This window comes from Streptomyces sp. NPDC003691, from assembly GCF_053981115.1.
On sequence record NZ_JBSFNQ010000001.1, the window covers coordinates 108,912 to 126,701 of the forward strand.

Here is a 17,790-nt window from a genome sequence, read left to right on the forward strand (position 1 = left end):
TGCTACGGGACCGGCGTGACGGGAGCCGGGTCGGGGAAACCGCGTGACGGGAGCCGCGCGTCACCGCTCCGGAGTGCGGCGCGGCGGTGTTCCGGGTCCCGCGCGGGCGGTGTTCCGGGTCCCGCGCGACGGTGGGCGGGAGCGGGTGGACGCGGCGGGCGGCAGCGGGGTACGGGGGCGGCCGCCCCTGCCCGTATCGGCACCGAGCCCGTGGCGGACGGCGCCGGACGGGTGGCGGCGGGTCCCTGCGGGCGCGGCACCGCCCGCCGTGGTCCCGTGCGCCGGTGAGCTGCGCGGGGTCGGCGCCCGGGTTCGGCACGAGGTCCGGTGAGGTGGGTTGCGGCGGTATCAGGCCACCAGCACCTCGCAGCCGGTCTCCCGGACGGCCGCGACCGGCCCGGGCGGCGCCGTACCGTCGGTGATCACCGCGGTGCAGTCGCCGGGCGCGCAGACGCGGTACCCGGCGACCCGGCCCCATTTGCTGCCGTCGGCGACGGTGTAGGTGCGGGCGCTGTTGGCCAGGATCCGCTCCTTGGTGGCGATCTCCTCGTAGTGGAAGTCCGTCACCCCGGCCGCCGGGTCGACCCCGCCGCAGCCGAGGAACGCGATGTCCGGGTGGATCCCGGCGAAGAAGCGGATGGTGTCGGGGCCCGAGCAGACCAGATCGCCGCCGCGGAGCCGGCCGCCGGGCAGCAGGACCACGGCGCGCGGCAGCCCGGAGACCACCCGGGCGACCTGGAGCGAGGGGGTGACGACCGTGCCGCGGAAGTCCCGCGGCAGGGCATGGGCGATCTGGACGGCGGTGGTGCCGACGTCGATGGCGACGATCGACCCGTTCTCCACCAGCGCCGCCGCGGCCCGGCCGATCGCGGCCTTGGCCTCGGGATGGGCCGCGGCCCGGTCCGCGAACGGGGCCTCCTCGCCGCCGACCTGACGGACCACCGCGAGCGACGCGGCACCGCCCCGCACCCGGCGCAGGACCCCCCGCCGCTCCATCCGCCCCAGATCCCGGCGGACGGTCTCGGCGGACACCTGGAGCTGGTCGGCGAGGGCCTCGGTGCTGATGGTTCCGGCCCGGTCGACGACGGCGGAGATTCGGCGATGGCGCTCCGCGGGAAGCATCACGGCTCCTGACTGTCACCGCCCGTATCTGACCGGGCACGTCGGGAAGTGTGGTTTGCTGCCCGGAGCCCGTCAAGGGGTCGGACCGCCGCCGGGTGCGGCAACCGCCGGAACCGGCCATGCCCCGCGGGCCCTTCACGGGCCGCCTCCGGTCTCCGTTCCCGCGGCCCGCCACGGAATGCATGAGGGGTCTCTCATACAGAATTCCGGGGTTTTTCGTTGACAGTGCGCCGGGCGGATCCTTAGCTTCCCTCAGGCGGTTCGAGCGGCCGGGAGCAGGGCGGGCACCGGGCTGTGACGCCAAGGCGGAAGAATCCCGGCGCAGGGGAGGGAAAGAAATGAAGAATCAGCCCACCGCCGACATCGTCGAACAGATCAGGGATATTCCCTTCTATCGTGATTCGGTCGCCCGGGGCTGGTTTCCCGTCCTCGGGAAACCGGAAATCTCCCTGGGTTTTCCGGACCGCTGGCTCACGCCCAGGGTGACGGCCGCGCTGGCGTCCGGGGAGGCGGAGTTCGCGCTGTCGGCCGGTGCCGAACCGGGGCGGCTGCGGTTCGTCCGGCCGCCGTCCTTCCCGCTCAAGTCCGCCTACCGGCTGTGGAGTACGCACCCCGACCTCTCGGCGACCTGGCGCGAGGGCTGCCGCCGGGTGTCGCTGACGGCGGTGCCCGCCGCCGGGCACCCCGCCTGGGCGGCCGGAGCGCCCCGGCCCCGGGTCCGGCACACGCCCCCGGAGCGGACACCGGACCTGCGCACGGTCCGGATCGGGCTGCCGGTCGACCCGGACCGCTGGGAGCGCGGCGATGTGGAGCGCGCCCTCGGCGAACTCCGCTCCGAACAGCGGCGGCACCCCCTCGGCCGGTACCACCTCGACGGTCCGGGCGCGCAGTTGGCGCATCTGGTGCGCGCGGCGCACGCGCACGGTCTCGGGGGCCGGTTCCCGCGCCCGGCGAGCGTGGTCACGGCGTACGCGTACACGCCGGCGAACGTACGCCGCTATCTGGAACGGCAGTTGGCGTGCCCGGTGGTCGACCTGTTCGGCGATGCCGAGGTCGGCCATCTGTACTCGGGCGACAGCGGCGGTCACTACCGCCCGTTCCTGGACCGGATGAGTGTGGAGTTCGCCCCGCTGGCGCCGGGCAGCGGGCTGCACGGCGTGATCGTCACCAGCGTCCGCAATCCGTATATGCCGCTGATCCGCTACCGGACCGGCGACTGTGTACGGCCGGTCGGGCCCGGTGCGGACGCGGCACGGCCGGTGCGGTTCCGCGGCCGGGCGGCCGAGGTACTGCCCACCCCGGCCGGGCCGGTGTCGCAGGGCGATCTCGACGACCGGCTGGCGGCCGTGTCGCCGCGGATCTTCCTCAGCCAGTTACGGACGACGGGGCCGCGGGACGCCCGGCTGCTGTACACCACGTTCGACGGCGAACCGCTCGGCGGCGACGATACGGCGGAACTCGCGCTCCGGATGGCGGAGCTGACCGAATTCCGGTGCGAGATCGCGTATCGCGCCCGCATTCCGATCGGCGCCTCGGGGAAATACGCCTGGCTCGTCCGGGAACGCTGACGACTCCCCGTGTACCGGAGAGAGCACGGCACGGGAGGTCAGGGCGCGGACGGTCCGCCGTGGCGCCGGGCCGGCGGGTGTTATGGTGGCCGGGTACCGCACCTCATGGCGGCCTCCCACTCGTATCCGATTCACGGAGGCCCCGTCGTGCCCTCTGCACCTTTCTCTTCCGCGCTCCAGGTGCGCACATTCCACCGCGAAGACCGCGATCAGCTCACCGCGCTCGTCAATGCCCATGCCGCCGCCGTCGTACCCGGCGCGGGCGTCTCGGTGAACACCGTCCTCAGCAGCCTGGAGCGCTGCCCCGAGGAGTACATCACCGACCCGTGGGTGGCCGAGCGGGTCACCCTCGTCGCCGAGGACCGGCGGCGGATCGTGGCCGCCGCGCATCTGCTGCGCCACCGCAACGACCCCGATGTGGGCGAGGACTACCGGGACACCGGCCGTATCGACTGGTTCGTGCATGTGCCGTCCGACGGGGACGAGGCGGCGGAGCTGCTGATGTCCGCCTGCCTGGCCCAGCTCGGCCGCTGGCACGTCAGGGCCCGGTACGCGGACGGACGGCTGCCGGTGCCCGGGGTGTACGGCGTCCCGGACGCCTGGCCCCATGTGCGGTCCGTCCTGGAGGGCGCCGGGTTCGCCCACACCGGCGATGTCGAGGTACTGCTGCTGGCCTCCGTGTCCGGGCTGCCCGAGCCGGGTCCGGCGCCGCTGGGGGTGACCCTGCGCCGGGAAGTGGGCCCGCTGGGCACCCGGCTCAGCGCGCGGGCCGGCGGCGCGGAGGTGGCGTACGTCGAGCTGGACACGCACCTCGACCGGCCGGAGCGGCACGCCCGCCCGGGCGGTCTGGCCGATATCGCGGACCTCGAACTGCCGGACGAGCCCGTCCCGGGGCTGCCGGAATGGCTGCTCGGTGAGGCCCGCGCCTGGCTGGAACTGTGCGGGGCGGACCGGCTGCTGACCTACGCGGACCCTGAGGACGCCGACGAGGCCGGGGAGATCGCCCTGCTGAAGTCGCTCGGCTTCCGGGAGCTGGGCCGTACCGCCCGCGGCTGGACCCACCGGGCGGACTGACACCGCGGCGCGGACCCCGCCGCCCGGCGCTGCCGTCCGGGGCACCGGGCGCGGGTCCGCGCCGCCGTAGGTACCGAGGGCCGTCACCCACCGGGTGGCGGCCCGTCCCCCTCTGCGGGGAGCACACGCGGCCTTCACGGCCACGAAGTCCGGGCTCCCCGGGGCCGCACCCCGTCCGGGGAAGCGGAGAGGGCGGCCCCGGGGCGCGATTCCTACGCGCCCCTTCCCGCGCCGCAGGCCAGCGCCGCGGCTGCCTCGATGAGCTGGTCCAGGGCGCGCCGGGTCTCCGCCTCCGGCTTCGCCCCGGTGATGACCAGGTTCATGCAGAGCCCGTCCAGGCCGGCCACCAGGAAGCGGGCCAGTTCCTCGGGCGGCAGTGCGTAGGTGCAGCCGCTGCGCTCGGCGATGGTCCGCAGGGATCCGGCGGCGATCTCCGAAATGTCCTCGTGGTAGCGGACGACGACCTCGCGCAGTTCGGGGCTGCGCATCGAGAAGGCGACGAGTTCCAGCCAGAGCAGGTTCAGCTCGGGCCGGTCGACGAGATCCGCCCAGATCGCGTCGGCGGTCGCCCGCAGCGCCTCCTCCAGGCTCTCCGCCCGGGCCGCCGCCTGCTGCACCCCGGCGATCAGTTCGGCCGTGAGGGATTCCAGTACGGCGCGGTAGAGGTCGGCCTTGGTGCCGAAGGTGTAGTGGACGGTTGCCTGTGCGACGCCCAGTTCGGCCGCGATCGCCCGGGTACTGCCCGCGGCGACGCCCTCGCGGGCCATGAGTTCGATGGCCGCGGCAATGAGCTGGGGACGTCGCTCGGCGGCGGTTACATGAGCCATACCGGCAACTATAACGACATAGTCGACCGCCCGTGTCGATCGACTTTGTCAGGTGACCAAGTCATGCGTATGGTGGATCGGGAAGGCCAAGGAGATCACCGAGGGGCAGGCAGATGAACCCGACCGCACTCCGTCCGTCCGACCGCGCGACCGTGCCCGAGCGCACCCGGCTCCCCCTGGTGGGGCATGCGCTCCAGGTGCCGACGGACACGTTCATCCAGTACACGATGGACGAGGCCCGGGAGCTGGGCCCGCTCTACAACCTGCGGTTCTTCAACGACGACACCTGGATCGTCTCGGGCGGCGACCTGGTCGCCGAACTCTGCGACGAGTCCCGGTTCCGCAAGTCGGTGCTGCCGCTGGAGACCGTCCGCGACTTCGCGGGCGACGGGCTGTTCACCGCCTACGGCCACGAGCCGAACTGGCGCAAGGCGCACAACATCCTGCTGCCGGCCTTCGCCTTCGACGCGCTGCGGTCCTACCACCCGGTCATGACGCGGGTCGCCCGCCGTCTGCTCGCCAAGTGGGACGAGGCTGCCGGGACCCCGGTCGACGTCGCCGAGGACATGACCCGGCTGACCCTGGACACCATCGGGCTCTGCGGCTTCGGCTACGACTTCGGCACCTTCGACCGGACCGACCAGCACCCGTTCATCGCCTCGATGGTCCGGGCCCTGGACCACGCCCAGCGCAAGACCGCGTTCCTCCCCGGTCTCGACTTCCTCTACGCCCGCGCCGAGAAGCGCCAGCGCGCCGATGTGGCGGTGATGAACGAACTGGCCGACGACATCGTGCGGTCACGGCGCGCCGCGGCCGCGGAAGGCGGTGCCACCGGTGCCACCGACGGCGGACCCGACGGTTCCGGCGGCCCGGCGGGGAACGATCTGCTGGCGCTGATGCTGCACGCCGTGGACAGGGACAGCGGCGAGCGCCTGGACGACACCAATATCCGCTACCAGATGCTGACGTTCCTGATCGCCGGTCACGAGACCACCAGCGGCGCGCTCTCCTTCGCCCTCTACTACCTGCTGAAGAACCCGGCCGTGCTGGCCGCCGCACGGGCCGAGACCGACGCGCTGTGGGGCACGGACCCGGACCCCGACCCGGGCTACGAGGACGTGGGCCGGCTGCGGTACGTCCGACAGGTCCTCGACGAGAGCCTGCGGCTCTGGCCGACCGCGCCCGCGTTCGCGGTGGAGCCGCTGGCGGACACCGTCATCGGCGGCCGCCACCCGGTCCGGAAGGGGCAGCCGCTGATGATCCTCACCCCGATGCTCCACCGCGAGCCGGGCTGGGGCGCCAACCCGGAGCTGTTCGACCCGGCCCGCTTCTCCCCCGAGGCCGTCGAGAGCCGCCCGGGCCATCTCTACAAGCCCTTCGGCAACGGCGAACGGTCCTGTATCGGACGCCGGTTCGCCCTCCACGAGGCGACCCTGCTGCTCGGTCTGATCGTCCACCGCTACCAACTGCTCGACCACGACGGCTACGAGCTGCGCGTCAAGGAGACGCTCACTCTGAAGCCGGACGGATTCCGGCTGACGCCGGTGCGGCGCGAACCCGCCGAACGGCTCGCCGCCGCGGCGGCCGCCCCCGCCTCCGTATCCCGGCAGCCGATGGCCGCGGACTCCGCGCCCGCACTGCTGCGCGCCCCGGGCACCACGCTGAAGGTGCTGTACGGATCCAATCTGGGCACCTCCCGCAGTCTGGCCGCGGAGCTGGCCGACCGGGGCACCCGGTCCGGTTTCACCACCGCCCTGGCGCCGCTCGACGAGGCCGTGGACACGCTCGACCCGGCGCAGCCCGTCCTGATCGTCGCCTCCTCCTACAACGGGCGGCCCACCGACGACGCCGTCCGCTTCACCGACTGGCTGGCGGACGGGCCGGAGGGGCTGACCGGGCTGCCGTACGCCGTCCTCGGCGCCGGGGACCGCAACTGGGCGGCGACCTACCAGCGCGTCCCGTCGCTGATCGACGAGCGGCTGCGGGCCGCGGGCGCCGAGCCGCTGGCCGAGCGGGCCGCGGTCGACGTCTCCCTCGATGTGACGGACGCCGTCGGCGAGTGGAGCGACCGGGTCTTCGGGCTGCTGCTGGAGCGGTACGGCGTACCCGCCGACGAGGCCGGGGAGAGCGCGCCCGCCGGGCCCCGCCACACGGTCACCGAGGTGCCGTCCGCCGCGGACCCGGGCGTTCCCGAGGACGGCGGTCTGGTGCCGATGACGGTTGTCGCCGCCCGCGAACTCGCCGACCTCGCGCATCCGCTGGGCCGCTCCAAGCGCTTCCTCGCCCTGGACCTCCCCGAGGGCACCGCATACCGCACGGGCGACCATCTGCTGGTGCGCCTGGCCAGCCCGGCGGCGCTGGTGGAGCGTACGGCGAAGCTCCTCGGCCTGGACTTGGAGCGGACGGTCGTGCTGGGCGCGGGCGGGGCCGGGCGGACGACCCTGCCGGTGGACCGGCCGATGACCGTACGCACCCTGCTCACGCACTTCACCGAGCTGAACCGGCCCGCGACCGCGCGCCAGGCCGCCGCCCTTGCCGCCCACGCGCCCTGCCCGCCGGAGCGGGCCGCCCTCGCCGCCCATGTGCCGGGCACCGAGACCGTGCCCGACCTGCTGGAGCGGCACGCCTCGTGCCGCCCTGACCTCGCCGCGCTGCTGGACGTCCTGGAGCCGGCGCCGACCCGCTACTACTCCGTCTCCTCCTCCCCCGCCGTCGCGCCCCGCCGGGCCGATCTGATGGTCTCCGCGCATCCGGTGCCGCACCGCGACGGCACGGGCACCTTCCTCGGCGCGGGCGCCGCGTACACGGCGGGGCTGGAGCCGGGAGATGTGGTGTACGGGCGGATCTCGCCCTGCCGGGAGGCGTTCCGGCTCCCCGGCGACCCGTCCGTACCGGTGATCGTCGTGGCGGCGGGCACCGGACTGGCCCCCTTCCGGGGCATGATCGCGGACCGGGTGGCGGCCTTCCCCGCGCCCGGCCGGGCGCCGATGCTGGCCTATGCCGGCTGCGACCATCCGGACGTCGACTTCCTGCACCGCACCGAACTGAAGGCGGCCGAGACGGCGGGCGCGGTGAGCCTGCGCCCGGCGTTCTCCCGGGCCCCCGAGCACGGTGTCCGGTTCGTACAGCACCGGCTGCTGCGGGAGTCGGACGAGGTGTGGTCGCTGCTCTCGGCGGGCGCCCATGTCCGGGTCTGCGGCGACGGGCGGGCGATGGCCCCGGCCGTCCGGGAGGCGATGCGGACCATCCACGCCGACCATGCGGGCGGCGGCGCGAAGGCGGCCGAGGAGTGGCTGAACGGGCTGATGGAGGAGGGGCGTTACGTGGAGGACGTCTGGGCGGGCTGAGCGGACGCCGGGCCGCCGGGGAGGGGCCGGGCGGCCGGGGAGGGGACCGGGTGGGTTTCCCTCCCCGGCCCGGCGGCTCCTCCCGGGCCTCCCCGGCCTCCCCCGGTTGCCGGGGTCAGTCCCGTTCCACGTCGGTCTCGGTCAGCCGGGCGTAGCGCGCCGGGTCGCGGCGGCGGATCCGGACGGCGACCGCGATCCCGGCGGCCAGCACCACCGGCAGCGGGACCAGCAGAGCTACGTTGACCGCTCCCGTACGGCCGGTCAGCAGATCGAAGTGGACGACGGCGAGGACCGCCAGGACGGCCAGTCCGGCGAAGGCGACCACCGGGGCGACCACGACCCGCCAGACCGGCATCCCCTGCCGGTCGCGGCGGAAGAAGAACAGCACGGCCAGCGCGGCCAGCGCCTGCATCACCATGATCCCGAGGACACCGGTGGAGTTCGACCAGAGGAAGATCTCGCCGTACGGGTCGGCGCCGACGAGCGCGCCGCCGACCACGATCACCAGGCCGAACCCGGTCTGGACGACGACGGCGGCGGCCGGGGAGCCCTGCTTCGGCGACACCCGGGCCAGCCTGCGCGGCAGCAGGCCCTCCCGGCCCAGGGCGTAGAGGTAGCGGGCGGCGGCGTTGTGGAAGGCGAGGGTGGCGGCGAAGGCGCTGATCACGATCAGTACGTGCATCGAGTCGGCGAGCCAGCGGCCGACGAACTGCTCCGCGGCGGTGAAGGTGAGCTGCGGGCCGTCGGCGGCCCGGGCCATGGTGACCGAGTTGTCGGTGCCGAAGCCGCCCATCAGGACCCAGACGCTGAAGGCGTAGAAGAGGGCCAGGAAGCCGATCGCGATAAAGGTCGCCTTGGGCACGGTCCGGGCCGGGTCCCTGGCCTCCTCCGCGTAGATGGCGGTGGCCTCGAAGCCGGTGAAGGCCCCGATGACCAGGACGAACATTCCGGCCATCCCGGCGGACGAGGCCAGTACGGAGGGGTCGAAGGAGGTGGTGTCGAAGGCCTCGGTGCCCCGGTCGGCCAGGACACCCACCTCCATCACCAGCAGCACCAGCACCTCCAGGACCAGGGCGATACCGAGGACCTTGGCGCTGAGCGTCACCCGCAGCCAGCCGAGCACCCCGACGCCGAGGACGCACAGCACGGCCAGCGGCCACCACGGCACTTCCGCGCCGGTGAGGTCCTCGATGGTGGTCGAGGCGAAGTAGCCGAAACCGGCCGCCACTCCGGGCGCGATCAGGTTGTACGAGAGCGTCGCCAGATAGGCGGTGCCGACGCCCAGGGTGCGGCCCAGTCCCCGGCCGACGTACGCGTAGAAGGCCCCGGCGTTGCGCACATGGCGGCTCATCGCGGTGAATCCGGCCGCGAAGAACACCAGCAGCACACCGGCGACCAGATAGCCGAGCGGCGTGCCCGGCCCGCCGATGCCGATGGCGAAGGGCGCGACCCCGGCGAGCACGGTCAGCGGGGCGGCCGCGGCGACCACGAAGAAGACCAGGTCGAAGGTGCCGATCCGGCCCTTGGCGAGGGTGTGCGCACCCTGGTCCGAGGCGGCGGTACCGGCGGCGGTCACGGTGGTTCCCGGGGGCGGTTCGAGGGCGGTGGGCGGTGGGTTCATCGGTGGTTCCTCAACGTGCTGACGGGCCGGTAAGAACGGCGCTGATACGGCTCCCGATACGGGTTTCGAGGGCGGTGGGGGGTGGCGGCACAGCAGTGACGTCACAGGCGTCACAGCGTCCGGCCCATCGAAGGAGACCGGCAAAAGACCAGTTCACAACGGTGCGACCGAGCGCGGCGCTCAAGTTATCTGGTATACCGAATACCAATCAAGGGGTCATGGAAGCTTTTCCGGAGTCTGCGATGATCATCGGACGACAACAGCGGAGGGGACCGGTCCAGCACCGGCCCGAAGGCGAGGGAGCCAGCCATGAGCAGCAGCCGGACCACCGGCCTTCCCGCCCGTGACACCATCGGCGGCGGGCATCTCTCGCTCCGCGACCGGGTGTACGTGGAGGTACGCGAGCGGATCATCGACGGCCGCTGCCCCGCCGGGCACCGGGTCGTCGAACGGGAGCTGGCGGACGAGCTGGGTGTCTCGCGCATCCCCGTCCGCGAGGCCCTCCAGCGGCTGGAGTCCGAGGGGTTCATCACCGTCCAGGCCCGCCGCGGTGCTTTCGTCGCTCCCCTCGGTCCCGCCGAGGCCGCGGACTTCTTCGACATCCGGGAGCAGCTGGAGGCCCTGGCCGCCTCACTGGCGGCGGCGCGGGCCGACACCGCGGGGCTGCGGGTGCTGGAGAAGCTCCTCGAACGCGCCCGGCGGGCCACGGGCTCCGCGCGCCGCACCCGTGAACTGGTCACCATCCACGCCGACTTCCACCAGCAGATCGTGGTGATGGCGGGCAATCCACTGCTGCTCGACCTGATGGCCCCGCTCGACGGCAGGCTCCGCAGGCTGTTCAGCCTGACCACCGAGCCCGCGGACGGCGCGGCGATGTGCGGCGAGCACGAGCGGCTCTACGCGGCCATCCGGGACGGCGACCCGGGCGAAGCGGAACGGATCGCCCGGGCGCATGTGGCCGGGACCCGGGAGGCCGCGCTGGCGATGCTCGCCGCGCTGGAGTCCTCCGGCGGCTGAGACACCACCGGCCGGCGCCGCCCGCCGGTACCACGGTCCACGGTCCACGGTCCACGGTCCACGGTCCACGGTCCACGGTCCACGGTCCACGGTCCACGAGCACCCGTACACGACTTCCCGTACACGACTTCCCGTCCACGAGTTCCCCTTCACGGGCCCCGGCCCGCCGGGCAGGGTCCCGGCCCGCACACACTTCACGGGTTCCGGCCCCCGCACACGTCACAGGTTCCGGCCCGCACACACGTCATGGGTGCCGGCCCACGAGTTCCGAGGAGTACACAGGCCCATGGCCCCGCACGCCCCGACGCTGTTCACCTCCGTCCGCACCCCCGACGGCCGGACCGCCGATCTGCTGACCGCGGACGGCCGGATCGCTGCCTGGGACCCGCCCGCCGGTCCGCCCGAGGGCTGCACCACCGTGGACGCGGGGGGCGCGCTGGCGCTCCCCGCGCCGGTGGACGCCCATATCCACCCGGACAAGACGACCTGGGGCGGCCCCTGGCTGAGCCGGGAGCCCGCGCACTCCCTGCGGGATCTGATCGACGGCGACGTACGCTCCCGGTCCCGGATCCCGGGGTCGGCGGCGGAGCGCTCGGGCGCCCTGATGGACAGCGCGGTGGCCCACGGCACCCGGGCGATGCGCGCCCATGTCGACGTCGCCCCGGTGTACGGGCTCGCCGCGGTCCACGGGGTGCGGGCGGCCGCCGACGCCCGCAGGGACCTGCTGGACGTCCAGGTCGTGGCCTTTCCGCAGCTGGGCCTGCTCAGCGCGCCCGGCACCGCCGAACTGCTGGTCCGGGCCCTGTCCGAGGGCGCCGACATCCTCGGCGGCCTCGACCCGCTGGGGGTCGACGGCGACCTCGGCGGACAGCTCGATTTCCTCTTCGGGACGGCCGTGCGCGAGAACGTCCCCCTCGACATCCACCTCCACGACGGCAACCCGGACGGGGTGCGCCAGCTGACCGAGATCGCCCGGCGGACGGTCGACGCCGGTCTCGAGGGCCGGGTGACGGTCAGCCACGCGTTCTGCGTCGCCGGCCTCGGCGCGGAGGAGCTGGCCGCCACCGCCGGGCTGCTGGCCGAGGCGGGGGTGGCCCTGACCACCTGCGCCCTGGGGGCCGATCCGGTCCTGCCGACGGGCGCACTGACCGGCCACGGGGTGCTGGTCGCCGCCGGTTCGGACGGGGTGCGCGACGCGTGGTCGCCGTTCGGCGACGGCAACATGGTCAACCGCGCCCATCTGCTGGCGTACCGTACCGACGCCCGTACGGACGCCGAGCTGAGCGCCTGCTACGACGTGGTGGCCCAGGGCGGCGCCGCGCTTCTCGGACTGGAGCCGTCCCGGCTGGCGGTGGGCGACCCGGCGGACTTCGTCCTGGTGGCGGCCGGTTCGGTGCCCGAGGCCGTGGTGGACCGGCCGGTGCCCCGGCTCGTGGTGCGCGGCGGCCGGGTGATCGCCCGGGACGGCAGGCTGACGGGCTGACCCGGCGGGCCGTGCGGCCGCCCGGGCGGGCTCGCCCCGGACCGGCCGCACGGTACCCGTTGCCGCGCTGGCAGGGTGCCCGTATCGGTCCTAACGTGGGCAAAGTATGCGTTTGGCGACCCTTCGCAGAGAGGCTGGTGTACGGGGATGAGCAGCAAGCCCGCGATCCTTCTGGTCCATGGTTTCTGGGGCGGCGCCGCCCACTGGGGCAAGGTGATCGCCGAACTCCGCTCCCGGGGATACGAGGATCTGCACGCGGTGGAAGCACCGCTGTCCTCGCTCGCGGACGACGCCGAGCGCACCCGCAAGATGATCGCCCAGATCGGCGGTCCGGTGATCCTGGTCGGCCACTCCTACGGCGGCGCGGTGATCACCGAGGCGGGGAACCACGACAACGTCCACGGGCTGGTCTATATCGCGGCCTTCGCCCCGGACGCGGGCGAGAGCCCGGGCGGAATCAGCCAGGAGAAGCCGCCGGCCGCCTTCGAGAACCTGGCCCCCGACTCCGACGGCTACCTCTGGATCAAGCAGGACAAGTACCACTGGAGCTTCTGTCAGGACCTCACCGCGGACGAGGGACTGACCATGGCGGTCACCCAGCGGGCGCCGCTCGCCACCACCTTCGGCGACAAGATCACCGCCCCGGCCTGGCGGAACAAGCCGGTCTGGTACCAGGTCTCCACCGAGGACCGCATGATCCACCCGGACAACGAACGCCGGATGGCCGAGCGGATGAACCCCCGCAAGACCATCGAGCTGGCCGCCTCGCACGCCTCGCTGGCGTCCCAGCCCGTGCCGGTCACCGACCTCATCGAGGAGGCCGTGCACGGCACCAAGGAGAGCTGGGTGCACCGGCTCGCCGACGCCGTCCGCGGCAAGTAGACCCCGGAGCCGCCCGTCATTGGCGCCCGCAGCGCCGTCCGCCGCCGTCAGGCTGCGGGCGGCCGCGCGCGTCCGGCGCCGTACCCGGCGGTGAAGTGGGCGGTGAACCAGTCGGCGGCGGCCACGGTGACCCGGTCCAGCGCGCCCGGCTCCTCGAAGAGGTGTCCCGCGCCGTCGACGACGAGCAGTTCGCTCTCGGTCCGCAGGGCGGCCCGGGCCCGGCGGTTCGCCTCCAGCACCCAGGAGTCCGCGCCGCCCACCACCAGCAGGGTCGGCGCGGTCACGGCGGGGAGCCGCTCGGCGGCCAGGTCGGGGCGGCCGCCCCGGGAGACGACGGCGGCGCAGCCGTTGTCCGGTTCGGCCGCGGCCCACAGGGCGGCGGCGGCCCCGGTGCTGGCGCCGAAGTAGCCGAAGGGGAGCCCGGCGGCGCCGGGGCTTGCGGTGACCTCGCGGGTGGCGGCGGCGAGCCGCCCGGCCAGGAGCGCGGTGTCGAAGACGTTGGCCCGGTCGTCGGCCTCGGTTTCGGTGAGGAGATCGAACAGCAGGGTGCCGAGACCGGCTTCACGCAGCCCGGCGGCGACCTGCCGGTTGCGCGGGCTGTGCCGGCCGCTGCCGCTGCCGTGGGCGAAGAGCACGACACCCGTCGCGCCGGGCGGTACCGCGAGCGTTCCCGCCAGGGTGCCGTTCCCGGCGGGGATGCGCAGGTCCGTGGCGGAACCGTTCCCGGTGCCGGACCCGGTGGCGGTGGCGGGGCGCTCCTCGCGCATCCGGTGTGCGGCGCGGGTCAGCAGGTCGACGACCTCGGTGTCGCCGGTCTGCTCGAAGTCGCTGTAGAACTGGCCGACGGCGGCGAAGCCGGGCGGGGTGAGCGGGCAGACCAGTTCGTCGGCCTCGCCGCCGAGGAGGTCCGTCCAGTCCGGGGGTGCGACGGGGACGGCGAGCACCAGCCGGGCGGCGCCCCTGGCACGGGCGATCCGGCAGGCGGCCCGGGCCGTGGACCCGGTGGCCACGCCGTCGTCGACCACGACGACCGTACGGCCGGTGAGCGGCTCGGGCGCCCGCTCACCCCGGTAGAGCCGGCCGCGCCGCGTCAGCACGGCGCGTTCGCGGGCCTCGACGGCCGCAAGTTCGTCGTCGCGGATACCGCCCATGCGGACCACCCGGTCGTTGACGACGCGGACGCCCTCCTCCCCGACGGCGCCCATGCCCAGCTCGGGCTGGAAGGGGACACCGAGCTTCCGGACGAGACAGACGTCGAGCGGCGCACGGAGCGCCTCGGCGACCCGGGCGGCGACGGGCACCCCGCCGCGGGGCAGCCCCAGGACGACGAGCGGGTGTCCGGCCAGATGACCCAGTCGCGTCGCGAGGCGCCGTCCCGCGTCGTCCCGGTCGGCATAGCGCCCGGGGTAGTGGCCGGGGTACGTACCGTGACCGTCCATGGTCCCGCTCCCTTGCGCCGTCGGGGACCCGCAGCGCGGACGGCCGGCGCGGCACGGGCGGCCGCGGGCCCGGGGACCGCTGTTGACCAGTGTGACTCCCGGGCCCGCCGCCGTGCCAGGTGTGCTGCGCACAGCACTCGGGGGCGGCTCCCGGGGGCCTCGGCCGGGGTCCGCCCGGCTGCCCGGGGCGGGCCAGCCGGGCCTGCCACCGCGCCCGGGCCCCGGACCGCCCCGGTACGGCGGGCGCCGCCGCGTCGGAGGCGTACGACTCCACCACCGCCCACCACCGGGGCCGGACCGCTGAACCCGAGACAGCCCCGCATCCGGGCCGGAGTCGCCGGAGCAGCCCCCGGCACCCACAACCTCACCGCACCGGACGTGTACGGCTCCGCCGTGGCCCGCCACCGGGTTCCGGACTGCAACCCGAACGCCTCCGGGGCCGGCGGTGCCGCCGGGGCGGCGCCCGGCACCGGTCCGACCGCCGCGCGCCGTGGCGTACGGCTCCACCAGGGCCCGCCACCGGGGGTCCGGTCCCGTGTCCGCGAGACAGCCCCGCAACCGCCCCGGAACCACCGCGGCAGCCCCGGCACCCGCAGCCACGCCCCGCCGCAGGCGTACGGCTCCGCCACAGCCGGTCGCCGGGTTCCGGACGGCAACCCGGACGGCTCCGGAACCGGCGGTGCCGCCGGGGCGGTGCCCGGCGTGCGGGCCGCTCCGGGGGGCGGGCCGCGCCGGGCGGGCCCGCAGGGGGGAAGGAATCTGCCCACCCACGGACCGTGCCCCGCAGGGTTCCGCGGGGGAGAATGGGCCATCATGAGCAGCAACCGGAGCCGCAACGGCGAGCTGGGGGACTTTCTGCGGGCCCGCCGTGCCGAGGTCACCCCCGAGCAGGTGGGACTGCCCGTCGTCGGACAACCGCGCCGGGTCGCGGGGCTGCGCCGCGAGGAGGTCGCCCGGCTCGCCGCGATCAGCACCGAGTACTACACCCGCCTCGAACAGGGCAGGCTCACCGGAGCCTCGGCCGCCGTGCTCGGGGCCATCGCGCGGGCGCTGCTGCTGGACGAGGACCGGACCGGCTATCTGTTCCGCCTGGCCGACAAGAGCGGAGCCCGCCCGCGCGGGCGGGCCGACCGGCGCGTCCGGCCCCGTACCAGGCTGCTCCTGGACAATCTCACCGATACGCCCGCCATGGTGCTGGGCCGCACCATGGACGTCCTGGCCTGGAACGACCTGGCCGCCGCGCTGTACACGGACTTCGCGAAGCTGCCCCCGGCCGAGCGGAACCTGATGCGTATGGCGTTCCTCGACCCGAGGATGCGGGAGCTGTACACCGACTGGGAGGAGAGCGCCCGCAACTGCGTCGCCTTCGTCCGGATGGACGCCGCGGAGGGGCCGGTGCCGCCCGGTCTGGAGGCGCTGGTGGGCGAACTGTCCGTCCGGGACGAGGACTTCCGCCGCTGGTGGGCCTCCCACAACGTTGCCCGGAAGACCTTCGGTACCAAGCACTACCACCATCCCGTCGCGGGCGACCTGACCCTGGACTGGCAGTTCCTGACCTGCCCCCATGACCCCGACCAGTCCGTCATGGTCCTCACCGCCGAGCCCGGCACCCCCTCCCACCAGGCACTGCGCTTCCTCGCTTCCTGGGCCGCCACCGCGGACGGCCGGGAACAGGAGGGCCGGAAGGAGCAGGCGGGCCGGGAGAAGGACACCACTCCCCCGGCCGGCTGAGCGCGCCCCCGCCACCGACGGAGTTCCACGGTGCGCCGTTGCACCGGCTACCGGTCTCCCCCGTTCTGTTACCGGTTCGACAAATCGGGCGGACACCACACGGACATGGCGACGGAATGCTCTACGTGTTTCCGACCATTCCGGTGCGACCCGGCGTGCGGCCGGGCGCAGGGGGGAGAATCTGTGAAGATCCGTCATGGGGCGGCCTGGCTCGGGTCCGCCTTACTGATCGCCGCGGCGGCGGTGCCCGCCGGTGCGGCCGTGGCACCGACCGAAGCCGGCCGTCCGGCGGCCGGGACCGCGGCCGAGCCCGGCACCAGTCCCACCGCGAAGGCGGCGGCCGTGCGGCCGGACCGCCGGGCTGCCGCGCCGCCCGTCACCGGGGGCGGCCCCCAGACCATCACGTTCTCGGAGTTCCCCGTCGGGACCTCCATGGCGAAGCAGTACCACCCGCGCGGCATAGCCTTCAGCGGCGTCGGCGGGGGCGGGGCGCCTTTCATCAGCAATGACTCCTCGAACCCGGGCGCGCCCGTACTCTCCGGGACACCGCAGTTCCAGGGGGCCATCCAGGGCCAGTTCATCAAGCCCGGCGGCAAACCGCGGACCGTCGGCCAGTTCGGCCTGACCGTCGGCTATATCGACGATCCGAACTCCGTCGTGGTCAGCGCGCACGATACGGCGGGCAAGGAGATCGCCCGGAAGTCCGTGGACCGGACCGGTATCGTGCCGGTCGTCCTGAAGGCCAAGGGCATCGCGTCGTTCCGGGTCCAGTCCGCGGCGGGCGAGCGGGCCGGTTTCGCCATCGACAACGTGAGCTACTTCCAGCCCGACGTGCTCGCCGGACTCGGCGACTCGTACTCCTCGGGCGAGGCCAATCCGCCCTATGTGAAGGGCACCGAGCTGAAGACCGGCAATGGCTGTCACCGCAGTGTGAACGCCTGGCCGGTACGGCTGGTCAAGGGCAACAAGGTGGTCAAGCGCGCCAAGCACTTCGCCTGCTCCGGGGCGCTGACCAGTGCGCTGAAGGGCAGGTTCAAGGGCGAGGAGCCCCAGCTCACGGCCCTCGGCAAGCTCACGGCCGCGGACGAGCCCGGTGTGGTCACCCTCAGCATGGGCGGTAACGACCTCGGGTTCTCGACGGTGATCGAAGCCTGCGTCAAGCCGTGGCAGAAGTGCCTCGGGGACGACGGCGAGGTGGCGAAGGCGGAGAAGCGGCTCCCGGCGCTGTCGAACAGCCTGAAGGGCCATTACGAAGCGGTCCAGAAAGCGGCTCCCAACGCCACCGTGATCGTCGTCGGCTATCCGAGGCTCTTCCCCGAGACCAAGGAGGAAGAGGACTGCTCCTGGCTGAACAACGACGAGCGGATCGCGCTCAATGCCCTCGGCGCCAAGGTGAACACCGCCATCGCCGCCCGGGCCCGGGAAGCCGGGGTGGAGTTCGTCGACGTCCAGAACGCCACCGACAACCACGAGATGTGCACCGTCAACACCTCCTGGTTCTGGGGTATCGACGGCCGGGGCGGGCAGCAGCAGGCGCACCCGATCCTGGAGGGCCAGAAGGCCATCGAGTCCGTGGTCCGCGCGCACCTCGACAAGCTGGCGGAACCCACGCCATAACCCCGCGCGGTCATAAGGAACGCCCCGGCCCCGGCGGTTTCCGCCGGGGCCGGGGCGCAAGG

12 protein-coding genes are annotated in these 17,790 nt (G+C 73.8%); 8 read left to right on the forward strand and 4 right to left on the reverse strand.

Going from position 1 to position 17,790, the window contains the following annotated elements; all coding sequences use genetic code 11:
• Positions 1 to 348: 348 nt before the first annotated feature.
• On the reverse strand, positions 349 to 1,122 hold the full coding sequence (locus tag ACWDR0_RS00420) for a DeoR/GlpR family DNA-binding transcription regulator (RefSeq protein ID WP_456349335.1): 774 nt from the start codon (positions 1,120 to 1,122) through the stop codon (positions 349 to 351).
• A 338-nt stretch (positions 1,123 to 1,460) separates the two neighbouring features.
• Between ACWDR0_RS00420 and ACWDR0_RS00425 the strand changes: the two genes are divergently transcribed.
• Both ACWDR0_RS00425 and ACWDR0_RS00430 read left to right on the forward strand, forming a co-directional pair.
• Positions 1,461 to 2,690: a hypothetical protein gene (locus ACWDR0_RS00425; protein ID WP_456349336.1), complete on the forward strand. Its 1,230-nt coding sequence runs from the start codon at positions 1,461 to 1,463 to the stop codon at positions 2,688 to 2,690.
• A 147-nt stretch (positions 2,691 to 2,837) separates the two neighbouring features.
• On the forward strand, positions 2,838 to 3,764 hold the full coding sequence (locus ACWDR0_RS00430; RefSeq protein ID WP_456349337.1) for an N-acetyltransferase: 927 nt from the start codon (positions 2,838 to 2,840) through the stop codon (positions 3,762 to 3,764).
• A gap of 212 nt (positions 3,765 to 3,976) precedes the next feature.
• On the opposite strand, the gene ACWDR0_RS00435 is transcribed toward ACWDR0_RS00430, so the two are convergent.
• Entirely contained in the window at positions 3,977 to 4,591 is a 615-nt protein-coding gene (locus ACWDR0_RS00435; protein WP_456349338.1) for a TetR/AcrR family transcriptional regulator, read from the reverse strand.
• Positions 4,592 to 4,704: 113 nt separating this feature from the next.
• Between ACWDR0_RS00435 and ACWDR0_RS00440 the strand changes: the two genes are divergently transcribed.
• On the forward strand, positions 4,705 to 7,938 hold the full coding sequence (locus tag ACWDR0_RS00440) for a cytochrome P450 (protein ID WP_456349339.1): 3,234 nt from the start codon (positions 4,705 to 4,707) through the stop codon (positions 7,936 to 7,938).
• Positions 7,939 to 8,053: 115 nt separating this feature from the next.
• On the opposite strand, the gene ACWDR0_RS00445 is transcribed toward ACWDR0_RS00440, so the two are convergent.
• Positions 8,054 to 9,559: an APC family permease gene (locus ACWDR0_RS00445; RefSeq protein WP_456349340.1), complete on the reverse strand. Its 1,506-nt coding sequence runs from the start codon at positions 9,557 to 9,559 to the stop codon at positions 8,054 to 8,056.
• A gap of 309 nt (positions 9,560 to 9,868) precedes the next feature.
• Between ACWDR0_RS00445 and ACWDR0_RS00450 the strand changes: the two genes are divergently transcribed.
• The 3 genes from ACWDR0_RS00450 (at position 9,869) to ACWDR0_RS00460 (ending at position 12,941) form a co-directional block, all read left to right on the forward strand.
• Positions 9,869 to 10,576 carry a GntR family transcriptional regulator gene (locus tag ACWDR0_RS00450; protein ID WP_456349341.1) on the forward strand — a complete coding sequence of 236 codons (708 nt, stop codon included), beginning with the start codon at positions 9,869 to 9,871 and terminating at the stop codon, positions 10,574 to 10,576.
• A 286-nt stretch (positions 10,577 to 10,862) separates the two neighbouring features.
• Entirely contained in the window at positions 10,863 to 12,059 is a 1,197-nt protein-coding gene (locus ACWDR0_RS00455) for an amidohydrolase family protein (RefSeq protein WP_456349342.1), read from the forward strand.
• Positions 12,060 to 12,206: 147 nt separating this feature from the next.
• Positions 12,207 to 12,941: an alpha/beta hydrolase gene (locus ACWDR0_RS00460; protein WP_456349343.1), complete on the forward strand. Its 735-nt coding sequence runs from the start codon at positions 12,207 to 12,209 to the stop codon at positions 12,939 to 12,941.
• A 47-nt stretch (positions 12,942 to 12,988) separates the two neighbouring features.
• On the opposite strand, the gene ACWDR0_RS00465 is transcribed toward ACWDR0_RS00460, so the two are convergent.
• Positions 12,989 to 14,380, reverse strand: a complete 1,392-nt coding sequence (locus ACWDR0_RS00465; RefSeq protein ID WP_456349344.1) for a phosphoribosyltransferase family protein — start codon at positions 14,378 to 14,380, stop codon at positions 12,989 to 12,991.
• An 813-nt stretch (positions 14,381 to 15,193) separates the two neighbouring features.
• On the opposite strand from ACWDR0_RS00465, the gene ACWDR0_RS00470 reads away from it, so the two are divergent.
• The gene (locus tag ACWDR0_RS00470; protein ID WP_456349345.1) at positions 15,194 to 16,111 is read left to right on the forward strand and encodes a helix-turn-helix domain-containing protein; all 918 of its coding nucleotides are present in this window, start codon (positions 15,194 to 15,196) and stop codon (positions 16,109 to 16,111) included.
• A gap of 183 nt (positions 16,112 to 16,294) precedes the next feature.
• The gene (locus ACWDR0_RS00475; protein ID WP_456349346.1) at positions 16,295 to 17,728 is read left to right on the forward strand and encodes an SGNH/GDSL hydrolase family protein; all 1,434 of its coding nucleotides are present in this window, start codon (positions 16,295 to 16,297) and stop codon (positions 17,726 to 17,728) included.
• Positions 17,729 to 17,790 lie beyond the last annotated feature (62 nt).

Coding starts and splice junctions, on each gene's coding strand:
- ACWDR0_RS00435 (WP_456349338.1), bottom strand. CDS start 4,591: ATGGCTCATGTAACCGCCGCCGAGCGACGTCCCCAGCTCATTGCCGCG.
- ACWDR0_RS00465 (WP_456349344.1), bottom strand. CDS start 14,380: ATGGACGGTCACGGTACGTACCCCGGCCACTACCCCGGGCGCTATGCC.
- ACWDR0_RS00440 (WP_456349339.1), top strand. CDS start 4,705: ATGAACCCGACCGCACTCCGTCCGTCCGACCGCGCGACCGTGCCCGAG.
- ACWDR0_RS00460 (WP_456349343.1), top strand. CDS start 12,207: ATGAGCAGCAAGCCCGCGATCCTTCTGGTCCATGGTTTCTGGGGCGGC.
- ACWDR0_RS00420 (WP_456349335.1), bottom strand. CDS start 1,122: ATGCTTCCCGCGGAGCGCCATCGCCGAATCTCCGCCGTCGTCGACCGG.
- ACWDR0_RS00425 (WP_456349336.1), top strand. CDS start 1,461: ATGAAGAATCAGCCCACCGCCGACATCGTCGAACAGATCAGGGATATT.
- ACWDR0_RS00470 (WP_456349345.1), top strand. CDS start 15,194: ATGAGCAGCAACCGGAGCCGCAACGGCGAGCTGGGGGACTTTCTGCGG.
- ACWDR0_RS00455 (WP_456349342.1), top strand. CDS start 10,863: ATGGCCCCGCACGCCCCGACGCTGTTCACCTCCGTCCGCACCCCCGAC.
- ACWDR0_RS00450 (WP_456349341.1), top strand. CDS start 9,869: ATGAGCAGCAGCCGGACCACCGGCCTTCCCGCCCGTGACACCATCGGC.
- ACWDR0_RS00445 (WP_456349340.1), bottom strand. CDS start 9,559: ATGAACCCACCGCCCACCGCCCTCGAACCGCCCCCGGGAACCACCGTG.